Here is a 16,143-nt window from a genome sequence, read left to right on the forward strand (position 1 = left end):
GCTCACAGCCCTCGGCGCGATAATGCGGCACATCGTCGTGATCGCAAACGCCAGGCTCAAAGAGTATGAAAACATCCAAACAAGACTGACTTGATGAGGGAGCCCGCCCGTATTCTTCAGCCGAAAAAGAAAGCCTTGCGAGGCCACGGCAGCGGCCTCGCAAGGCATTCCATCCGGTACAGGAAACCGGATGGTGGGGTCTGTGACGAGCCCTTTGGCCCCTGCGGAAAACATAGCAAAACACCGCGCATTGTCGCTCACCCGAATGGGTGATACCGCCAGATAAATTCGTAATGAAGGCGAACGGGAAAAGAAGCCTCAGACGGCTTCGCGCAACTGCTCAGCGGTCTGCAAATCCACGGAGACGAGCTGCGACACGCCCTGTTCGGCCATGGTGACGCCGAAGAGGCGGTTCATGCGCGCCATGGTGATGGGATTGTGGGTGATGATGACGAAGCGGGTTTCGGTGGAGGCCACCATCTCGTCCATCAGGTTGCAATAACGCTCGACATTGTGGTCGTCGAGCGGCGCATCCACCTCGTCCAGCACGCAGATGGGCGCGGGATTGGTGAGGAAGACCGCGAAGATCAGCGCCATGGCCGTCAGCGCCTGTTCGCCGCCTGAAAGCAGCGTCATGGTCTGCGGTTTCTTGCCCGGCGGGCGGGCGAGGATTTCCAGCCCCGCTTCCAGCGGATCGTCGGATTCGATCAGCTGCAATTCCGCCGTGCCGCCGCCGAAGAGATGGGTGAACAGCCGCTGGAACTGCGAATTGACCACATCGAAAGCGGCGATCAGCCGTTCGCGGCCTTCGCGGTTGAGGTTCTGGATGCCGGCGCGCAGCTTGCGCACGGCGTCGATGATGTCGTCGCGTTCCTTGATCAGCGCTTCGAGCTTGGCGGAAAGCTCAGCCTGCTCTTCCTCGGCGCGCAGATTGACCGCGCCCAGCCTTTCGCGCTCGATCTTCAGCCGGTCGAGATCGCGCTCGACATCGCGAATATCGGGCTTCGGCTGGTCCGGGCCCAGGCCGGTCAGGCGGAACGCCATATGCGGCTCGGTATTCAGCGTTTCACGGATGCGGTGTTCGGTTTCCTGTCGTTTTTCGCGGGCGGAGACCAGCCGTTCTTCGGCGCGGCCGCGCTTTTCGCGCGCTTCGGCCAGTTCCGAAAGCGCCGTTGCCGCCACACGGTCGGCGGCGCGCTGCAGGTTTTCCGCCTCGGCCAGCCGGTCGGCGGCCTCGCGGCGGGCGTCTTCGGTCTTCTGCAATTCGTTGAGGAGGTTGTGGCGTTTCTCATCGAACTCCTCCGGCGCTATGTCCAGCTCGGCGATTTCCTCGCGCGCCTCTTCCTCGCGTTCGCGCAGCGTGGCGATGTGATCGGCCGCACTTGCCGCACGCGATTGCCAGGTGGAGCGCTCCTGCCCTATCGCCTGAATTCTGCGCTGGCGACTTTCCGCCTCGCGGCTCACACCCTCATGGCGGGCGCGGGCCTCCGCCAGAAGGCCGCGGTCGGTCGCGACTTCAAGCTGGCTTTCGCGCAGCCGCAGATCAAGCACGGAAAGATCGGGCGCGTCTTCCATTTCGATGCGGGCGTTTTCCTCCTGAACGGCGATTTCGTCGATCTGCGCACCGATCTGGTTCAGGGCTTCGGACACGATATCGCGACGGCGCAGCAGATCGCCCGAGGCCCGTTCGGCGGCGGTGAGCGCCTCGCGCGCCTCGGCAAGATGGCGGGTCGCAAGACGGCTTCTGTCGCGCACGTCCGAGAGCCGCAATTCGCTGCTGCGGATATCTTCGGTTTTCGCGGCAAGCTGGTCTTCGGCCTCGTCCAGAATGGAGCGGGCCTCATCCAGTTCTGTCTCGATTTCAGCGAGGCGGTTCTTCTGCGACAGGCGAAGCGCTGCGGCACCCGGCGCATCGGCGCTGGCGATGTGACCGTCCCAACGCAACAGCGCGCCTTCGCGCGTCACCAGCCGCTGGCCGGCCTTCAGATGCGGCAGCAGGCGCAGGGCTTCCGCAGTGTTTGCGACGACGCCGATCTGCGCCAAAGCGCGGCGCAGGGCTTCCGGCGCCTGCGCATAATCCAGAAGCGGTTTCGCGCCCTGAGGCAGGACGGCATCACCCGCGCCATCGCCATTGCCGGCCCAATAGGCGGGTGCTGCGGGATCGAGCGGGCTTTCGAGATCGTCGCCGAGGGCGGCACCCAATGCCGCCTCGAAACCGCGCTCCACCGTCATTTCTTCCGCCACCGGCGTAAAGCTGCCATTGGCAGCGGCGCTGGAGGCAAGGATTTTGGTGATGGTGCGCGCTTCCGTGTCCAGCGCGTTCAGCCGGTTCCGCGCCGTTTCCAGCGGCGCGCGCGCCAGCGCTTCGGCGGAACGGGCCTCCGCGACGGCGGCTTCGGCTTCCTCCACCACGATCAGGGCATCCTCGACCGCGATCTCCGCCGCCTCGACCGCTTCTCGCCGTTCGGAAGGATCGGGAAGACCGGAGAGCTTTTCGTCGATGGCATCGATCTCGGCGGATGCCTCCTGCGATTGCCGTTCCAGCCTCAGCTTACGATCCGAAAGATCACGGATCGCCCGCTCCAGTTGCTGGCGCGCGGCGGCGGCTTCGGCCCGTTCGGCGGTAATCGCGGTGAAGATGGCTTCGCTTTCCGCCAGTTTGACAGCGGCGGCTTCGAAGGCTTCGCGCATCTCTTCCGCATGGCGGCCGGAATCGGAGAGGATTTCCAGAAGTTCGGCCTCTTCCTCATCGAGCCGTGCGAGTATCTGGGCATTATCGGAGACCAGCCGTTCCTCGCGGATAATATCCTCGCCAAGCTGCGACAGGCGGCGCGCCAGCTCGTCGCGGCGGCGCAGCAGGCGGTTCGCCTCGTCATCCAGTTGGGTGCGGGCGATCTGCAGGCGTTGCAGGGCAGCGGCGACTTTCGCCTTGTCCTCGCGCAGTTCCGGCAGCTTCAGGCTGGCGATTCCCTGCTGCTTTGCCGCCTCCATCTGCGCCTGCGCCTTTTCGGCAACGATGTTGGTCGCCTGATTGAGCGCGCTTTCCGCCTCGCCTTCGGCTTCCTTCGCCTCCACCCAGCGGATGTGCAGCAGGGTAGCTTCGCGGGCGCGGATATCGGCTGACAGCATCTTGAAACGGTTGGCCTGCCGGGCCTGACGCTTCAGGCTTTCGATCTGGCTTTCCAGCTGGGCGGTAACGTCTTCCAGCCGCTCCAGATTGGTCTCGGCGGCGCGCAGGCGAAGCTCCGCCTCGTGGCGGCGGGAATGCAGGCCGGAAATGCCGGCCGCCTCTTCCAGTAGCTGGCGGCGGGCCTGCGGCTTGGCGTTGATGAGTTCGCCGATACGCCCCTGCCCCACCATGGAGGGAGAGCGCGCGCCGGTGGAGGCATCCGCGAAGAGAAGCTGCACATCCTTGGCGCGCGCTTCCTTGCCGTTGATGCGGTAGACGGAGCCGTTTTCGCGCTCGATGCGGCGCGTCACCTGAATTTCATCGGCATCGTTGAAGGCGGCGGGCGCGGTGCGGTCGGAATTGTCGAGGTAAAGGCCGACTTCGGCGGTATTGCGGGCCGGGCGATTGCCGGAACCGGAGAAGATGACGTCATCCATGCCGGAGGCGCGCATGTTCTTGTAGGAATTCTCGCCCATCACCCAGCGCAGCGCTTCGACCAGATTGGACTTGCCGCAGCCATTGGGGCCGACGACACCGGTAAGCCCCGGCTCGATGATGAATTCGGAAGGCTCGACGAAAGACTTGAAACCGACGAGGCGGAGCTTGTTGAACTTCATGCCGTCACGCCCCGGCAAGAATATGGGCAATAAAAAACGGGCGTGCGGAAATATCCGCCGCCCGTTTCTTTCAGGGTCCGGCGATCAGAGCAGCTTGTCGATGACAGCCGACATGGTTTCAACCGACATGTCTCCTGCGTATTTCTTGCCGTTGATGATGAAAGTCGGCGTGGAGTTGATGCCGAATTCCGTCGCACCGCGTTGCATCGTTGCGTTCACATCATCCAGAAGTTTCTGGTTCGTCAAGCAGGCCTCGAAAGACTCCTGTGAGAAACCGGCCATTTTCGACATTTGCAGCAGGGCGGCGCGCGCATCCTGCGCCGTAGCCCAGCTCTGCTGCTGCTTGAACAGCATGGAAACGAAGGGGAAATACTGACCTTCCGGTGCGCAGCGCGCCAGCATGAAGGCGGCAGCGGCGCGCGGATCGAACGGGAATTCGCGCAGCACGAAATAGACCTTGCCGGTATCGATGTATTTCTTCTTGATCTCTTCGAAGGTCTTGTTGTGGAAGTTGGCGCAGTGCGGGCAGGTCATCGACATGTATTCGACGATCTTGACGGGTGCGTTGGCATCGCCGAGCGCCGCTTCCGGCAGCGGGCCGGGCTTCATCACCGCAGCCATATCCACATCGCCGGTGGATTCAGGCAATTCCTGCGCCTCGGCGATACCGGGCGTGAAGGCGAACGGCAGGGCCGTGGCAACGGCGGCAAGAGCAACGCCGCCGAGGAGGCTGCGACGGGAAATGGTCAGTTCGGGAAAATGCATGAAAGCACCTGTTGGTAATAGACTCTATTGTCCGTTGATTCCGATATAGCGACGGCCTGTTCATCACAAGCGGGGTTTTGAACTCTTCTTGTCAAAGAATTGTGACCAGTCAAGGACAGCCTGTGCACATCAAATCGTCCTGCCGCGCGGCTTTTTCTGCAATACCGCCGTTCCAAGCCTTTCCACCGCCTTGCGCAGCGCCTCGCTCTCGATGCCGTCCATCATGTCATCGAGACGTTTTGCCGCATCACCGCGCAGGGGCTGCGGTTTGCGCCGGCGGGTGATGGTCTGCGACACCGGTTTCTGCACGATCCTGATCTGGCGCACCGCCGGAAAGCCGAAAAAGCCGTTGATGCGGGCAATCAGTTCGCCCTGCGCATGGGTGAGAAACAGGGCGCGCGCGCCTTCGCAGGCGATCGTCAGCACGCCCGGCTGATAACCGCCGCGATCCGGCCCCTCATCGCGGCGCGGCCAGGTGATCTTTTCCGGCCGGGTGCAATCAGCGAAGTCCTCGCCGGCGATCTCGTCCCAGGAGCCGAGCAGCGCCGTGTTGATGCCGGCTCGTTTGGACAACACGGGGTCCATGATGCCATTGGCGACTTCGGCGATCTGCACGACGCCTTTGCGGAATGAATCTGCGGGTTTCTTCATGCTCTCCTCGACAGAGGCCAAGCGGCCTCAAGCGGTCGCGCCATCGTCATCTTCTTCGCCGCGCAACAGCGCCCGGAATCGCCGCCAGTCCCGGCAGGCGCCCAAGCGTATCATTCTGACCGCCAAACATCCAAAGAGGAAATATCCGCCAGCCAAAATCTTCAGATGTCCTATTCCCGGCTTATCCGAGATAGCGGCGATCACCAACATGCAGATCAGCACGACGGACAGATATATCCACAGGCCGTGGCAGAAAATCGCCCAGAAACCGGATTCGAGAATACGAAAACGGCGGGAGGGCTTTCCCCGCATCTTTTCCAGCTGGCGGATTTCGCGGATCAGGCGCGCCACCACAAAGGCCACGCTGTTCTCATGCCCGAAACACAGCCGGCCGATATGGTTCAGCAACCACCCTATCAGGCACAGGGCCAGCAAAACTCCGATAGTGTACTGGAGTGGCGGGGGTATCATTTCCAGCAGCGTGTTTGGCATGGGTTCGTTCCTCCTGAATCGAATGGAGGAATTCTATGTCAGGGCGCTCATTGCGGGATACGGTTTTCCACGCCGTCGCAACGGGTATCCTGTTGCAGATTGCCGCGCCGTCTCTATGTTCAGCGGCGATGAACACAGATGCGCGACAACACATATCCCATCCGACAGCGGAACAACTTCTCGCATGGTACGACCGGCACCATCGCGAACTGCCATGGCGCACGTCTCCGGCCATGGCGGCACGGGGAAAACGCGCCGATCCCTATCACGTCTGGCTGTCGGAGGTCATGTTGCAGCAGACGACGGTGCAGGCGGTTAAACCCTATTTCCTTAATTTTCTCACCGCCTGGCCAAGCGTCAGCGATCTGGCCGCGGCGCCGGTCGAAGATGTCATGGCGGCCTGGGCAGGGCTCGGTTATTACGCCCGTGCCCGCAACCTTAAAAAATGCGCCGAAGCCGTGGCGCGCGACCATGACGGCATCTTTCCGGGCAGCGAAGAGGGTCTGAAGCAACTGCCCGGCATCGGCGATTATACCGCCGCCGCCGTGGCGGCCATCGCATTCAACCGGCAGGCGGCGGTGATGGACGGCAATGTGGAGCGCGTCATCTCCCGCCTCTTTTCCATAGACGCTCCCCTGCCCGGCTCAAAGCCCGCCATGAAAGCGAAGGTGGCCGCGCTTACCCCTTCCGACCGGCCCGGCGATTTCGCCCAGGCGATGATGGATCTCGGCGCGACGATCTGCACGCCGAAACGGCCGGCCTGCGCGCTCTGTCCGTTCAACGGCCACTGTCTTGCACTTGCCCATGACGAGCCGGAGCGTTTTCCGGTCAAGGCGGCGAAGAAGGCAAAGCCGGTGCGGCTCGGGGCCGCCTTCGTGGCGGTGAATGAAAGCGGCGAAATCCTGCTCCGCCGGCGCATCGAAAGCGGGCTTCTCGGCGGCATGACCGAGGTGCCGACAACGGCATGGACCGCCCGTATGGACGGCGGCACGGAGGCGAGCCATGCGCCCTTTGCCGCCGGCTGGCAGGCGGCGGGCGTTATCGTGCACGTCTTCACCCATTTCGAACTGCGGCTCACCGTCTATCGCGCGCAGGTGCCGGACGGACTTCAAGCCGGTCCGGATGACGGATGGTGGGAGCCGGTTACAAATCTTGACGCACAGGCGCTGCCAACGGTGATGAAAAAAGTCATCGCCCAAGCTATTCCATCCGCATTCGATGAAAGCAGGAAATTTCGATGACCAAGATTGAGCATATCGTATTCGACATCGGCAAGGTGCTGATCCACTACGATCCGCATATTCCCTATAGCCGCCTCATCCCCGATGCCGACGAGCGCAAATGGTTCTTCGAGAATGTCTGCACCCATGACTGGAACCTGGAACAGGATCGCGGCCGCCGCTGGGAGGATGCCGAGGCGCTGCTGGTGGAGCAGTTTCCGGAGCGGGAAGAGCACATCCGTTCCTTCCGCAAGTTCTGGCACGAGATGGTCTCGCATTCCTATGACGACAGCGTCGCGATCATGGTTGCCCTGATCGACAGCGGCTACGACGTGACCATGCTGACCAACTTCGCCTCCGACACCTTCCGCGAGGCCCAGAAAATGTTCCCCTTCCTCACTTTGCCGCGCGGCGTCACCGTTTCCGGCGATGTGAAGCTGTTGAAGCCTGACGTGGCGATCTATGATCTGCACGCGAAGGAATTCGACCTCAATCCAGCCACCAGCCTATTCATCGACGATACGCTCGCCAATGTCGAAGGCGCGAAAGCGGCGGGCTGGCAGGCGGTGCATTTTACCGGTGCTGAGAAGCTAAAGCAGGATCTGCGCGACTTCGGGGTGGAAGTCCGATAAATTCCCACATCAGGAAAAGAAATTGGCGCAGGCGGAAATGGCGGTCTCCGGCCTGCGCCAGTCCTGCCGCAAGCGGCATCGGACGCAATGTTTTTGTGATTTTTCCGAACCGGATTTTCACAACCACTGCTCTGATTTGAGACAGTATTGCCGATCTCTTGCGCGAAACTTGTCTTGCTAAAATAGTATACTCGAAAACACCAACGCCCGACACCGAAGTGCCGGGCGTTGGTCGTTCTCCATCCGGGACTGAAGGTACTAAACCGGACGGAGACATAGGCTGACAAGGGCGGGCGGTGGATCGTTGCGTCCAAGCCTTTTGGGCTTTGACTATTCGGCCTTTGCCAGTTCACTGCGGATGATCGCTCTCAGATCGTCGATCGGCTTCAGCGCGTCGCCGTCTTCGAAATGCCAGAACGTCCATCCGTTGCATGCGTCGAGACCCTGCACCTTCGCGCCGAGGCGGTGAATGGAGCCGGCGGTCCCGCCGGATGCAATCGTACCATCGGCACGAATAATGGCGCTATAACGGCGTCGTGCATCCGTCAGCACCTGGCCCGGACGGACGAGGCCACTTTCCACCAATGTGTTGAAGGCAACGCGCGGTTCGGCCTTCTTGCCGGTCATCACGGTCAGTTCCGCCTTGCCGAGCGGCTCGACGGCGGCGATGCGGGCGGATGCCGCATCGATGTAATCCTGTTCGCGCTCGATGCCGACGAAGTGGCGGCCGAGACGTTTTGCAACGGCACCCGTGGTGCCGGAGCCGAAGAACGGGTCGAGCACGATATCGCCCGGCTTGGTGGAGGCCATGATGATGCGCGCCAGCAGCGCTTCCGGCTTCTGGGTCGGATGCACCTTCTTGCCGTCGTCACCCTTCAGCCGCTCGTTGCCACTGCAGATCGGGAACAGCCAGTCGGAGCGCATCTGCACATCGTCGTTGGAGGCCTTCAGCGCATCGTAGTTGAAGGTGTAGTTCTTGGCTTTCGGATCGCGGCTGGCCCAGATCATCGTCTCATGCGCGTTCTGGAACCGGCGGCCCTTGAAGTTCGGCATGGGGTTGGTCTTGCGCCAGACGATGTCGTTCAGGATCCAGAAATCGAGGTTCTGGAGCATGGAGCCGACGCGGAAGATATTGTGGTAGGAGCCGATGACCCAGATGGTGCCGTTCGGCTTCAGCACACGGCGGCAGGCGAGCAGCCAGGCGCGGGTGAAGGCGTCATAGGCCTCGAAGGAGGCGAACTGGTCCCACTCGTCATCGACGGCATCGACCAGCGACTGATCGGGCCGGTAAAGCGTGCCGCCAAGCTGAAGGTTATAGGGTGGATCGGCGAAAATCGCATCGACCGACTGGCTCGGGAGGGCATCCAAGGCAGCGACACAATCACCTTTGATGATGCTGTCTTTCCAGGCGTCGCTCTCGCCCGCACGATCAAAACCGGCACGCCGAAAATCGGCCAGCGGAAAAACTGCTGCCATTGGTACTCGCTCCATACGCTTACTCTCTACTGATGCTTATGGTTACCGAAGATGGTTATCAAAGCCTGAACAAGTCACGGAAAATGCGAAATAAATGGCTGTCGCGGCCCGCAGGCGCGATTTGCGGCGGCCGGCGGGGGAACCCGAAGTCGGGCAAAAACGTTGTGCACAACGGGTTCTCCTGTCCCCGCATATCGGCGCGGCAGGAAGAGCCATGATGGCAGGGGGTAATCCGCAATGGGGTCCGTGATGAAAATGGCTTCTCTTTCCATGAATGTCGTCTGCGCCGCACTTTTCGCAACGGCGCTGCCGGCGCCATCGCAGGCGCAGCAACCGGCCCCGCAATATAACGTCGTCACCGATGCGGTCCTGTTCGATGGCGGCCCGTCGCTCGGCAACAGCGACAGGGTGCGGTGGGATTTCTACAAGGCAGACCGCTCCGGCGGGCGGACCGACGACAATGCCGGCGGTTCCTATGACGCCACCTTCGAGGCGAAACTGCCGGCGGGCAAATATGTCGGGGTGGCGGCGCTGGGCAATGTGACCCGCGAAGTGTCATTCGAGGTGAAGGACGGAAGCGTCGCGAGGCCGAAGGTGAATTTTGATGCTGCGGAATTGACCGTCGTGCCGAAACGCAGCGCCGGCGGCGATGTGGAAACGCAGGCGAAGACGGAAATCACCAAGGGCGACTTCAAGGACAGCGTCTATGGCCAGAATACCGTCTTCGTGCCGGCGGGAGACGTCGTCCTCACCGGCAGAATCGGCCCGGCGCGGGCTGAGGAGAAGCTTGCCATCAAGGCGGGCGAGAAGATCAGCCACGAGCTGGTCATTCCAAGCGGCGTGGTGATCGCCAAGGCCGTTTATGCGGAAGGCGGCAGGGCGGTGGAAACGGACGATATCCGCTTCGAAGCGATGTCGGCCAGGGAAACGCTGGATGGCACGCGTGAGACCATCAACGGCATTTACGGCACCGGCAAGATCATGGAAATGCCCGCTGGTGACTTCGTCATGCGCGCGCGTCTGGGCAAGGTGACGGTGGAACAACCATTCACCGTAACTGCCGGAAAACGAACCGAAATCACCCTCGATCTCGATGCGGGCGTTCTCGCCATCAAGGCGCCCGGTGCGGAACGGATCGATATCGTTGAAACCACAAAGGATCTTCAGGGCACGCAGAAGGAGATTTCCGGCCGTTACGGCACGCAGCATCAGGAAACCCTGCATCCCGGCGAATATTCGGTGAAGGTGAGCTACGACAAGAAATCCGGCCGCGAGCCGAAGGAGATCAAGGCGACGGTCAAGGCCGCCGAGAGAACCGAGACGGATGTGCCGCAGTAGGCCTCGGCCGCCGCCCGGCCGGAGGCTCCGGACGTTCTCCGATTTTCACGCCTGCGAAGCCTGACGCCGCGATACGGTCGCACAGCCTTATCCACTGACAGCCTCGACAGGCCGGCCTGATCTCGCCTGCGGCGAAAGCCAGACGCATCTTCGCGAGAAAGTCGGGCGTCGCCTGCAGCTTCTTGCCGGCGGTCAGTGTCTCGCCCAAAAGCGCTGACACCGAAAGGCGGGCCGTCTCGTCCCGCTGCACCACGCCTTCGTTGAAACAGTGGGCATGGCTTTCACACAACAGGCCTTCGCAAATATCGTCCGGACCATCCACCAGCTCGATATCCTCCTCGCCGGCATTCAGGCGGGCGGCGACACGGTCGTAATTTTCGACGAAACCGGACGTATATCCCTTGCCCACGTAAGTAAGCATACAGAGAAGATGGTGGGGCCGGAGGCGAACGGTCACGGGCCCGCCCTATCCAACGATAGCGAAGGCGTCGCGCACCGAGCCGGACGAGGTGCGGATCGCCTTGCGGCCGATCCATTGCACATGTCCGTCGAGGATACGCACCGCCTCTTCGGCGCGGCCGCCGCGCAGCGCATCGATGATCGCGCGGTGATCGGTATCGGTACGGCGCTCCCAGCCGGCACGCCAGGCGGAAAAGAGGAAGCGGGCGCTCGCCGCATGCAACCCGTCGATCGCCTCCATCAGGCGCGGCATGTTGCAGGGCGCGGTGATGAGACGATGGAAGCGGCGGTTGGCCTCCTCCCAATGCTGCACGTCGACGGCGCTGTCGCCTTCGAGCGTCGCCGCCTCCGCCTGGTCGAGAATGGTGGGCGTCATGTTGGGAATGGCGTGGCGCAGCGCCAGGACCTCAAGGGCGGCGCGCATTTCCGCCACCTCGCGCACATCGTCAAGGCCGAAATCCGCCACCCGGACACCCCGGCGCGGAATGCTGGCGGCAAGCCCCTGCGCTTCCAGCCGGCGGAATGCCTCGCGCACCGGCACATGCGACGCGCCGAATTCGGCGGCGATGTGATCCTGCCGCAACCTTTCGCCCGGCGACAGCTCACCGCGAACGATGCGGTCGGCGAGCGTGCGGCTGATGCGCGCGGCAATGGTGTCTTCGGGCGTATTTTTCACTGTCTTGGGCATAACATCCCATAACGCATATGGCGCGGCCGTGTGTAGCGGTTTTTGCGCGAAAGAGGGACGCCAAACCAAATATTCGAGGCGGCACAGTCGCTTACACGGGCCGACCGAGCTATGAGCCTGATGGGACCGACCTTTGCGGGCGAGCCGGTTGAGCTTGGCGCGGACATGGTCTAAAAGCCCGGCATCATTTTCTTCCAGCCAAATCCGATACAGGGAGCGCCCATGAGCGGCTTCGACCTCATTATTTTCGACTGTGACGGCGTTCTGGTCGATTCCGAAATCATCGCGGCGCAGGTGGAATCCCGCCTCTTGACCGAAGCCGGATATCCGATCTCCGTCGAGGAAATGGGCGAACGTTTCGCCGGCATGACCTGGAAGAACATTCTTCTGCAGGTGGAAAGCGAAGCCAGCATTCCGCTCTCCGCCTCGCTGCTCGACAAGTCGGAAAAGCTGCTCGACATGCGGCTGGAACGCGACGTGAAGATCATCGAGGGCGTGAAATTCGCCCTGTCGCGCCTGACCACGCCGCGTTGCATCTGCTCGAACTCATCGAGCCACCGCCTCGACATGATGCTGACGAAGGTGGGCCTGAAGCCCTATTTCGCGCCGCATATCTATTCCGCCAAGGACCTTGGAGCCGACCGCGTGAAGCCGAAGCCCGACATCTTCCTGCACGGCGCGGCGCAATTCGGCGTTTCCCCCGACCGCGTGGTCGTGGTCGAGGATTCCATGCACGGCATCCATGGCGCAAGAGCCGCCGGCATGCGCGTCATCGGCTTCACCGGCGCATCCCACACCTATCCGAGCCACGCCGACCGGCTGACGGATGCGGGCGCGGAAACCGTGATCTCGCGCATGCAGGACCTGCCGGCCGTGATTGCGGCAATGGCGGAGTGGGAAGGCGCTTTTTAATCTGTGGCTTTGTCACAAACGCCGCTTCGTCATGCTCGGGCCTGTCCCGAGCATCTGCAACGGTTTGGTTTTACGATACGTGTTTGGATCCTCGGGACAAGCCCGAGGATGACGTCGCGCGTGAGGAATGGTTTGTCCGCGATCTGACCGGAGCCCGCAAAAGCAGCCCCCGGTTTTTACATCTAGCCCGTCAAATCACCGGCGCTTGGTCTTGGCCTTTGCGCCCTGCTCGGCGAAGCCGATGAAGACGCTGACAGACTTCGGTGCGCCGCCCGGTCCGTTGGGGATGGCGACGTGGTCGTTGTTGAAGATGAACTGCGTGCCGGCCCCGCCTGCCGGAACATCGATGGCGAAGGCGGTGGTTTCACCGTAAATCTCGCCGTCGCCGTCCTTCACCGTCACGCGGATCGGCACGGTCACGCGGCCGGGCTTGGCCATCGGGCCGGGAACGAGGCGGCCCTGGGCCAGCACGTTTACTGTCAGCGTCGATTCATTGGCGGTGCACGAACGCGTCGTATCGGACAGCGAGACCTGATAGGCGAGTTTCTGCGGATCGTCCTTGGCGCCGCCGGCATAGACGCGATGAACGGCGTTGGCATCGAGAACCGTCACGGCCGGGCAATTGGCCTGAACCACGGCAGCCGTCGGTGCGGCCTGCGCCGCCGGCGGGTTGACGGCAAGCGAGTCCGACGGGTTGGAGGAATTGCATCCTGCAACAACGACGAGAAGCGACATCGCGGCGGACAAACGCAAGAAATTCCCTGACACTCTTCTAAATCCTCTCCCTTGTCCCGGAACAGAACCGGAGACGCTGTTTATTGACCTTTCACCCAGGTTGGCGATGGTCTATAGCAGCGACGCCGGAAAAAATCGATTGGCATGTTCGGTTTTGCTTGAATTTTCAGAAAAGCCCTTCATTAGCTCGCCAATCGCCTCATTCCGGTGAGACGCTGCGGACAAAGACGCCGATCGCATCGGTAACGGATAAGGGACTATCTCGTGGAATATGTATCGACCAGGGGTGCGGCCCCTTCGCTTGGTTTTTGCGACGCGCTTCTGGCGGGCCTTGGCCGTGACGGCGGGCTTTACGTTCCGCGCAAATGGCCTTCCATGTCGAAGAAGGAAATCCGCAACCTGCGCGGCAAGTCCTATCAGGACGTCGCCTTCGAGGTTCTCTACCGTTTCACCGGCGGCGAGATTCCGGCAGACAAGTTCAAGGCGATGATCGACGACGCCTATGCGACCTTCCGCCATCCTGCCGTCGTGCCGCTGACGCAGACCGGACCTAACACCTTCGTTCTCGAGCTTTTCCACGGCACCACGCTCGCCTTCAAGGACGTGGCGATGCAGCTTCTCGCCCGCCTGATGGACTATACGCTTTCCGAACGCGGCGAGCGCGCCACCATTGTCGGCGCCACCTCGGGCGATACCGGTGGTGCGGCCATCGACGCCTTTGCCGGCCGCGAGCGCACCGATATCTTCATCCTTTTCCCGAACGGCAAGGTCTCGCCGGTGCAGCAGCGCCAGATGACGACCTCGACCGCTTCCAACGTGCATGCGCTGGCGATCAACGGCAATTTCGACGATTGCCAGACGCTGGTGAAGGAGATGTTCAACGACGTGAAGTTCCGCGACGGCGTGAAGCTTTCCGGCGTCAACTCCATCAACTGGGCGCGCATCATGGCGCAGGTGGTCTATTATTTCACCGCGTCTCTCTCGCTCGGCGGCCCCGACCGGAAGATTTCCTTCACCGTTCCGACCGGCAATTTCGGCGATATCTTCGCCGGTTACGTCGCCAAGAAGATGGGCCTGCCGATCGACAAGCTCGTCATCGCCACCAATGACAACGACATTCTGGCGCGCACGCTGAAGACCGGCCGCTACGAGATGCGCGGCGTCAAGCCGACCACCTCGCCTTCGATGGACATCCAGATCTCGTCCAACTTCGAGCGGCTGCTGTTCGAAGCCTATGGCCGTGATTCCGCTGCGGTAAAGGCATCGATGGACGGCCTCAAGCAGTCGGGATCCTTTGAAATTCCGCCGCACGCGCTGAAATTCATCAAGAAGGATTTCCGCGCCGGCCGCGCCACCGAAAAGCAGGTGGCGGCAACGATCCGCGACACGCTTGAGAAAACCGGCTACCTGATCGACCCGCATACGGCGACCGGCGTTTTCGTGGCGGAAAAGCATGAAAAGGCGTCAAGCCCGATGGTGGTTCTGTCGACCGCTCACCCGGCTAAATTCCCGGCCGCTGTAAAATCCGCTTGCGCAATCGAGCCTGCGCTTCCAGTATGGTTAGCTGACATTATGAACCGGGAGGAGCGTTTCGACATTCTGGATGCGGAGCTCAAAGCCGTGGAAACCTTCATCGGCAAGCACGCACGCGCCGGCAAATAGAGACGCGGAAAGACGTTGAGTATGAGAGTAAATGTGACCCGGCTTTCGTCCGGGTTGACCGTTGTGACGGAAAAAATGCCGCATCTCGAAAGCGTCGCTCTTGGGGTGTGGATCAAATCCGGTTCCCGCAACGAGACGACTGCCGAACACGGCATCGCCCATCTTCTCGAACATATGGCTTTCAAGGGCACGGCGCGCCGCACCGCCCGGCAGATCGCCGAAGAAATCGAAAATGTCGGCGGCGAAGTCAACGCCGCGACATCGACGGAAACGACCTCCTATTACGCCCGCGTCCTGAAAGACCACGTCCCCCTCGCCGTCGATATCCTTGCCGACATCCTGACGGAATCGCTGTTCGACGAAGACGAGCTAGAGCGGGAGAAAAACGTCATCCTGCAGGAAATCGGCGCTGCGACCGATACGCCCGACGACGTGATCTTCGACAATTTCTCCGGTGTCGCCTATCGCGACCAGACCATCGGCCGCCCGATCCTCGGCACGCCGGACACCGTTCAATCCTTCACCACCGGCCAGATCAGGCATTATCTCGCCCGCAACTACACGACGGACCGCATCTTCGTCGTGGCGGCAGGCGCTGTCGATCACGAGAGCTTCGTGAAGCAGGTGGAAGAACGTTTCGCCTCGCTGCCGCAATTGCCCGTCGCCACGCCGGTGCTCGAAAAGGCTATCTATACCGGCGGGGAAATCCGCGAGACCCGCGACCTGATGGATGCGCAGGTGCTCCTCGGCTTCGAGGGCAAGGCCTATCATGCCCGCGATTTCTATTGTTCGCAGATTCTCGCCAATATACTGGGCGGCGGCATGTCCTCCCGCCTGTTCCAGGAAGTGCGCGAATATCGCGGCCTGTGCTATTCGGTCTATGCATTCCACTGGGGCTTTTCCGATACCGGCATCTTCGGCGTGCATGCGGCCACCGGCGGCAACGACCTGCCGGAACTGGTGCCCGTCATTCTGGAGGAACTTCGCAAGTCCTCGCAGACCATCCATCAGGAAGAAATCGACCGCGCCCGGGCGCAGATTCGCGCGCAATTGCTGATGGGTCAGGAAAGCCCGGCCGCCCGCGCCGGCCAGATGGCCCGGCAGATGATGCTTTACGGTCGACCCATCCCCAATGAAGAGATGATGGAGAGGCTTGGCGACATCACCCGCGCGCGCCTGACCGATCTTGCGGGACGGCTGTTTTTCGATACAGTTCCGACATTGTCCGCAATTGGCCCGCTCGAACATCTGCCGCCTCTTTCCGACATCACTGCGGCGCTTTCCGCGCAGCAGCCCCCAAGGATAAAGGCGAACGGATAAACCGATA

The 16,143-nt window shown here is 61.7% G+C and carries 14 protein-coding genes; 6 read left to right on the forward strand and 8 right to left on the reverse strand.

The genetic code is table 11. The features are described from left to right. Positions 1–318: 318 nt before the first annotated feature. The 4 genes from ACQZ5K_RS21980 to ACQZ5K_RS21995 all read right to left on the reverse strand — a co-directional run bounded on the left by ACQZ5K_RS21980 (position 319) and on the right by ACQZ5K_RS21995 (position 5,694). Positions 319–3,786, reverse strand: coding sequence for a chromosome segregation SMC family protein (locus ACQZ5K_RS21980; protein ID WP_448741402.1), 3,468 nt, complete (start codon positions 3,784–3,786; stop codon positions 319–321). Positions 3,787–3,870: 84 nt separating this feature from the next. After that, a complete protein-coding gene (locus ACQZ5K_RS21985; protein WP_448741403.1) occupies positions 3,871–4,551 on the reverse strand; it encodes a DsbA family protein in 681 nt (226 codons plus the stop codon). Positions 4,552–4,680: 129 nt separating this feature from the next. Continuing rightward, positions 4,681–5,202, reverse strand: coding sequence for a DUF721 domain-containing protein (locus ACQZ5K_RS21990; RefSeq protein WP_127756237.1), 522 nt, complete (start codon positions 5,200–5,202; stop codon positions 4,681–4,683). Between the two features lie 27 nt (positions 5,203–5,229). After that, positions 5,230–5,694 (reverse strand): hypothetical protein, encoded by a 465-nt coding sequence (locus ACQZ5K_RS21995; RefSeq protein ID WP_448741404.1) that lies wholly within the window; start codon positions 5,692–5,694, stop codon positions 5,230–5,232. Positions 5,695–5,822: 128 nt separating this feature from the next. Between ACQZ5K_RS21995 and mutY the strand changes: the two genes are divergently transcribed. After that, positions 5,823–6,935, forward strand: coding sequence for an A/G-specific adenine glycosylase (gene mutY, locus ACQZ5K_RS22000; RefSeq protein WP_448741450.1), 1,113 nt, complete (start codon positions 5,823–5,825; stop codon positions 6,933–6,935). After that, positions 6,932–7,546, forward strand: a complete 615-nt coding sequence (locus ACQZ5K_RS22005) for an HAD family hydrolase (RefSeq protein WP_448741405.1) — start codon at positions 6,932–6,934, stop codon at positions 7,544–7,546. The genes mutY and ACQZ5K_RS22005 overlap by 4 nt, the downstream gene beginning before the upstream one ends. A 330-nt stretch (positions 7,547–7,876) precedes the next feature. Here ACQZ5K_RS22005 and ACQZ5K_RS22010 read toward each other — a convergent pair whose 3' ends face one another. Then, positions 7,877–9,022: a DNA methyltransferase gene (locus ACQZ5K_RS22010; RefSeq protein WP_448741406.1), complete on the reverse strand. Its 1,146-nt coding sequence runs from the start codon at positions 9,020–9,022 to the stop codon at positions 7,877–7,879. A gap of 237 nt (positions 9,023–9,259) precedes the next feature. Between ACQZ5K_RS22010 and ACQZ5K_RS22015 the strand changes: the two genes are divergently transcribed. Next, positions 9,260–10,360, forward strand: a complete 1,101-nt coding sequence (locus ACQZ5K_RS22015) for a hypothetical protein (RefSeq protein WP_448741407.1) — start codon at positions 9,260–9,262, stop codon at positions 10,358–10,360. On the opposite strand, the gene ACQZ5K_RS22020 is transcribed toward ACQZ5K_RS22015, so the two are convergent. Both ACQZ5K_RS22020 and ACQZ5K_RS22025 read right to left on the reverse strand, forming a co-directional pair. After that, entirely contained in the window at positions 10,320–10,781 is a 462-nt protein-coding gene (locus ACQZ5K_RS22020; RefSeq protein ID WP_448741451.1) for a DUF1284 domain-containing protein, read from the reverse strand. The genes ACQZ5K_RS22015 and ACQZ5K_RS22020 overlap by 41 nt on opposite strands. A 45-nt stretch (positions 10,782–10,826) precedes the next feature. Then, positions 10,827–11,507 (reverse strand): GntR family transcriptional regulator, encoded by a 681-nt coding sequence (locus tag ACQZ5K_RS22025; RefSeq protein WP_448741408.1) that lies wholly within the window; start codon positions 11,505–11,507, stop codon positions 10,827–10,829. A 222-nt stretch (positions 11,508–11,729) separates the two neighbouring features. On the opposite strand from ACQZ5K_RS22025, the gene ACQZ5K_RS22030 reads away from it, so the two are divergent. After that, complete coding sequence (locus ACQZ5K_RS22030; RefSeq protein WP_448741409.1) at positions 11,730–12,419, forward strand: HAD family hydrolase; 690 nt, start codon at positions 11,730–11,732, stop codon at positions 12,417–12,419. A 195-nt stretch (positions 12,420–12,614) separates the two neighbouring features. Here the strand turns inward: ACQZ5K_RS22030 and ACQZ5K_RS22035 are convergent, their stop codons facing one another. Next, positions 12,615–13,154: a PilZ domain-containing protein gene (locus ACQZ5K_RS22035; RefSeq protein ID WP_162936788.1), complete on the reverse strand. Its 540-nt coding sequence runs from the start codon at positions 13,152–13,154 to the stop codon at positions 12,615–12,617. 264 nt (positions 13,155–13,418) lie between these two features. On the opposite strand from ACQZ5K_RS22035, the gene thrC reads away from it, so the two are divergent. Both thrC and ACQZ5K_RS22045 read left to right on the forward strand, forming a co-directional pair. Then, complete coding sequence (gene thrC, locus ACQZ5K_RS22040; protein WP_003520498.1) at positions 13,419–14,816, forward strand: threonine synthase; 1,398 nt, start codon at positions 13,419–13,421, stop codon at positions 14,814–14,816. 21 nt (positions 14,817–14,837) lie between these two features. Continuing rightward, positions 14,838–16,136: a M16 family metallopeptidase gene (locus ACQZ5K_RS22045; RefSeq protein ID WP_448741452.1), complete on the forward strand. Its 1,299-nt coding sequence runs from the start codon at positions 14,838–14,840 to the stop codon at positions 16,134–16,136. The last annotated feature ends 7 nt before the right edge of the window (positions 16,137–16,143 follow it).

It is taken from the genome of Agrobacterium sp. 22-226-1, from assembly GCF_053522345.1.

What these genes read in the sequence shown, in the direction of transcription:
- ACQZ5K_RS21985 (WP_448741403.1), bottom strand. Translation starts at nt 4,551, where the DNA reads ATGCATTTTCCCGAACTGACCATTTCCCGTCGCAGCCTCCTCGGCGGC.
- ACQZ5K_RS21980 (WP_448741402.1), bottom strand. Translation starts at nt 3,786, where the DNA reads ATGAAGTTCAACAAGCTCCGCCTCGTCGGTTTCAAGTCTTTCGTCGAG.
- ACQZ5K_RS22005 (WP_448741405.1), top strand. Translation starts at nt 6,932, where the DNA reads ATGACCAAGATTGAGCATATCGTATTCGACATCGGCAAGGTGCTGATC.
- mutY (WP_448741450.1), top strand. Translation starts at nt 5,823, where the DNA reads ATGAACACAGATGCGCGACAACACATATCCCATCCGACAGCGGAACAA.
- ACQZ5K_RS22025 (WP_448741408.1), bottom strand. Translation starts at nt 11,507, where the DNA reads ATGCCCAAGACAGTGAAAAATACGCCCGAAGACACCATTGCCGCGCGC.
- ACQZ5K_RS21990 (WP_127756237.1), bottom strand. Translation starts at nt 5,202, where the DNA reads ATGAAGAAACCCGCAGATTCATTCCGCAAAGGCGTCGTGCAGATCGCC.
- ACQZ5K_RS21995 (WP_448741404.1), bottom strand. Translation starts at nt 5,694, where the DNA reads ATGCCAAACACGCTGCTGGAAATGATACCCCCGCCACTCCAGTACACT.
- ACQZ5K_RS22020 (WP_448741451.1), bottom strand. Translation starts at nt 10,781, where the DNA reads ATGCTTACTTACGTGGGCAAGGGATATACGTCCGGTTTCGTCGAAAAT.
- ACQZ5K_RS22035 (WP_162936788.1), bottom strand. Translation starts at nt 13,154, where the DNA reads ATGTCGCTTCTCGTCGTTGTTGCAGGATGCAATTCCTCCAACCCGTCG.
- ACQZ5K_RS22015 (WP_448741407.1), top strand. Translation starts at nt 9,260, where the DNA reads ATGGGGTCCGTGATGAAAATGGCTTCTCTTTCCATGAATGTCGTCTGC.
- ACQZ5K_RS22045 (WP_448741452.1), top strand. Translation starts at nt 14,838, where the DNA reads ATGAGAGTAAATGTGACCCGGCTTTCGTCCGGGTTGACCGTTGTGACG.
- ACQZ5K_RS22010 (WP_448741406.1), bottom strand. Translation starts at nt 9,022, where the DNA reads ATGGCAGCAGTTTTTCCGCTGGCCGATTTTCGGCGTGCCGGTTTTGAT.
- ACQZ5K_RS22030 (WP_448741409.1), top strand. Translation starts at nt 11,730, where the DNA reads ATGAGCGGCTTCGACCTCATTATTTTCGACTGTGACGGCGTTCTGGTC.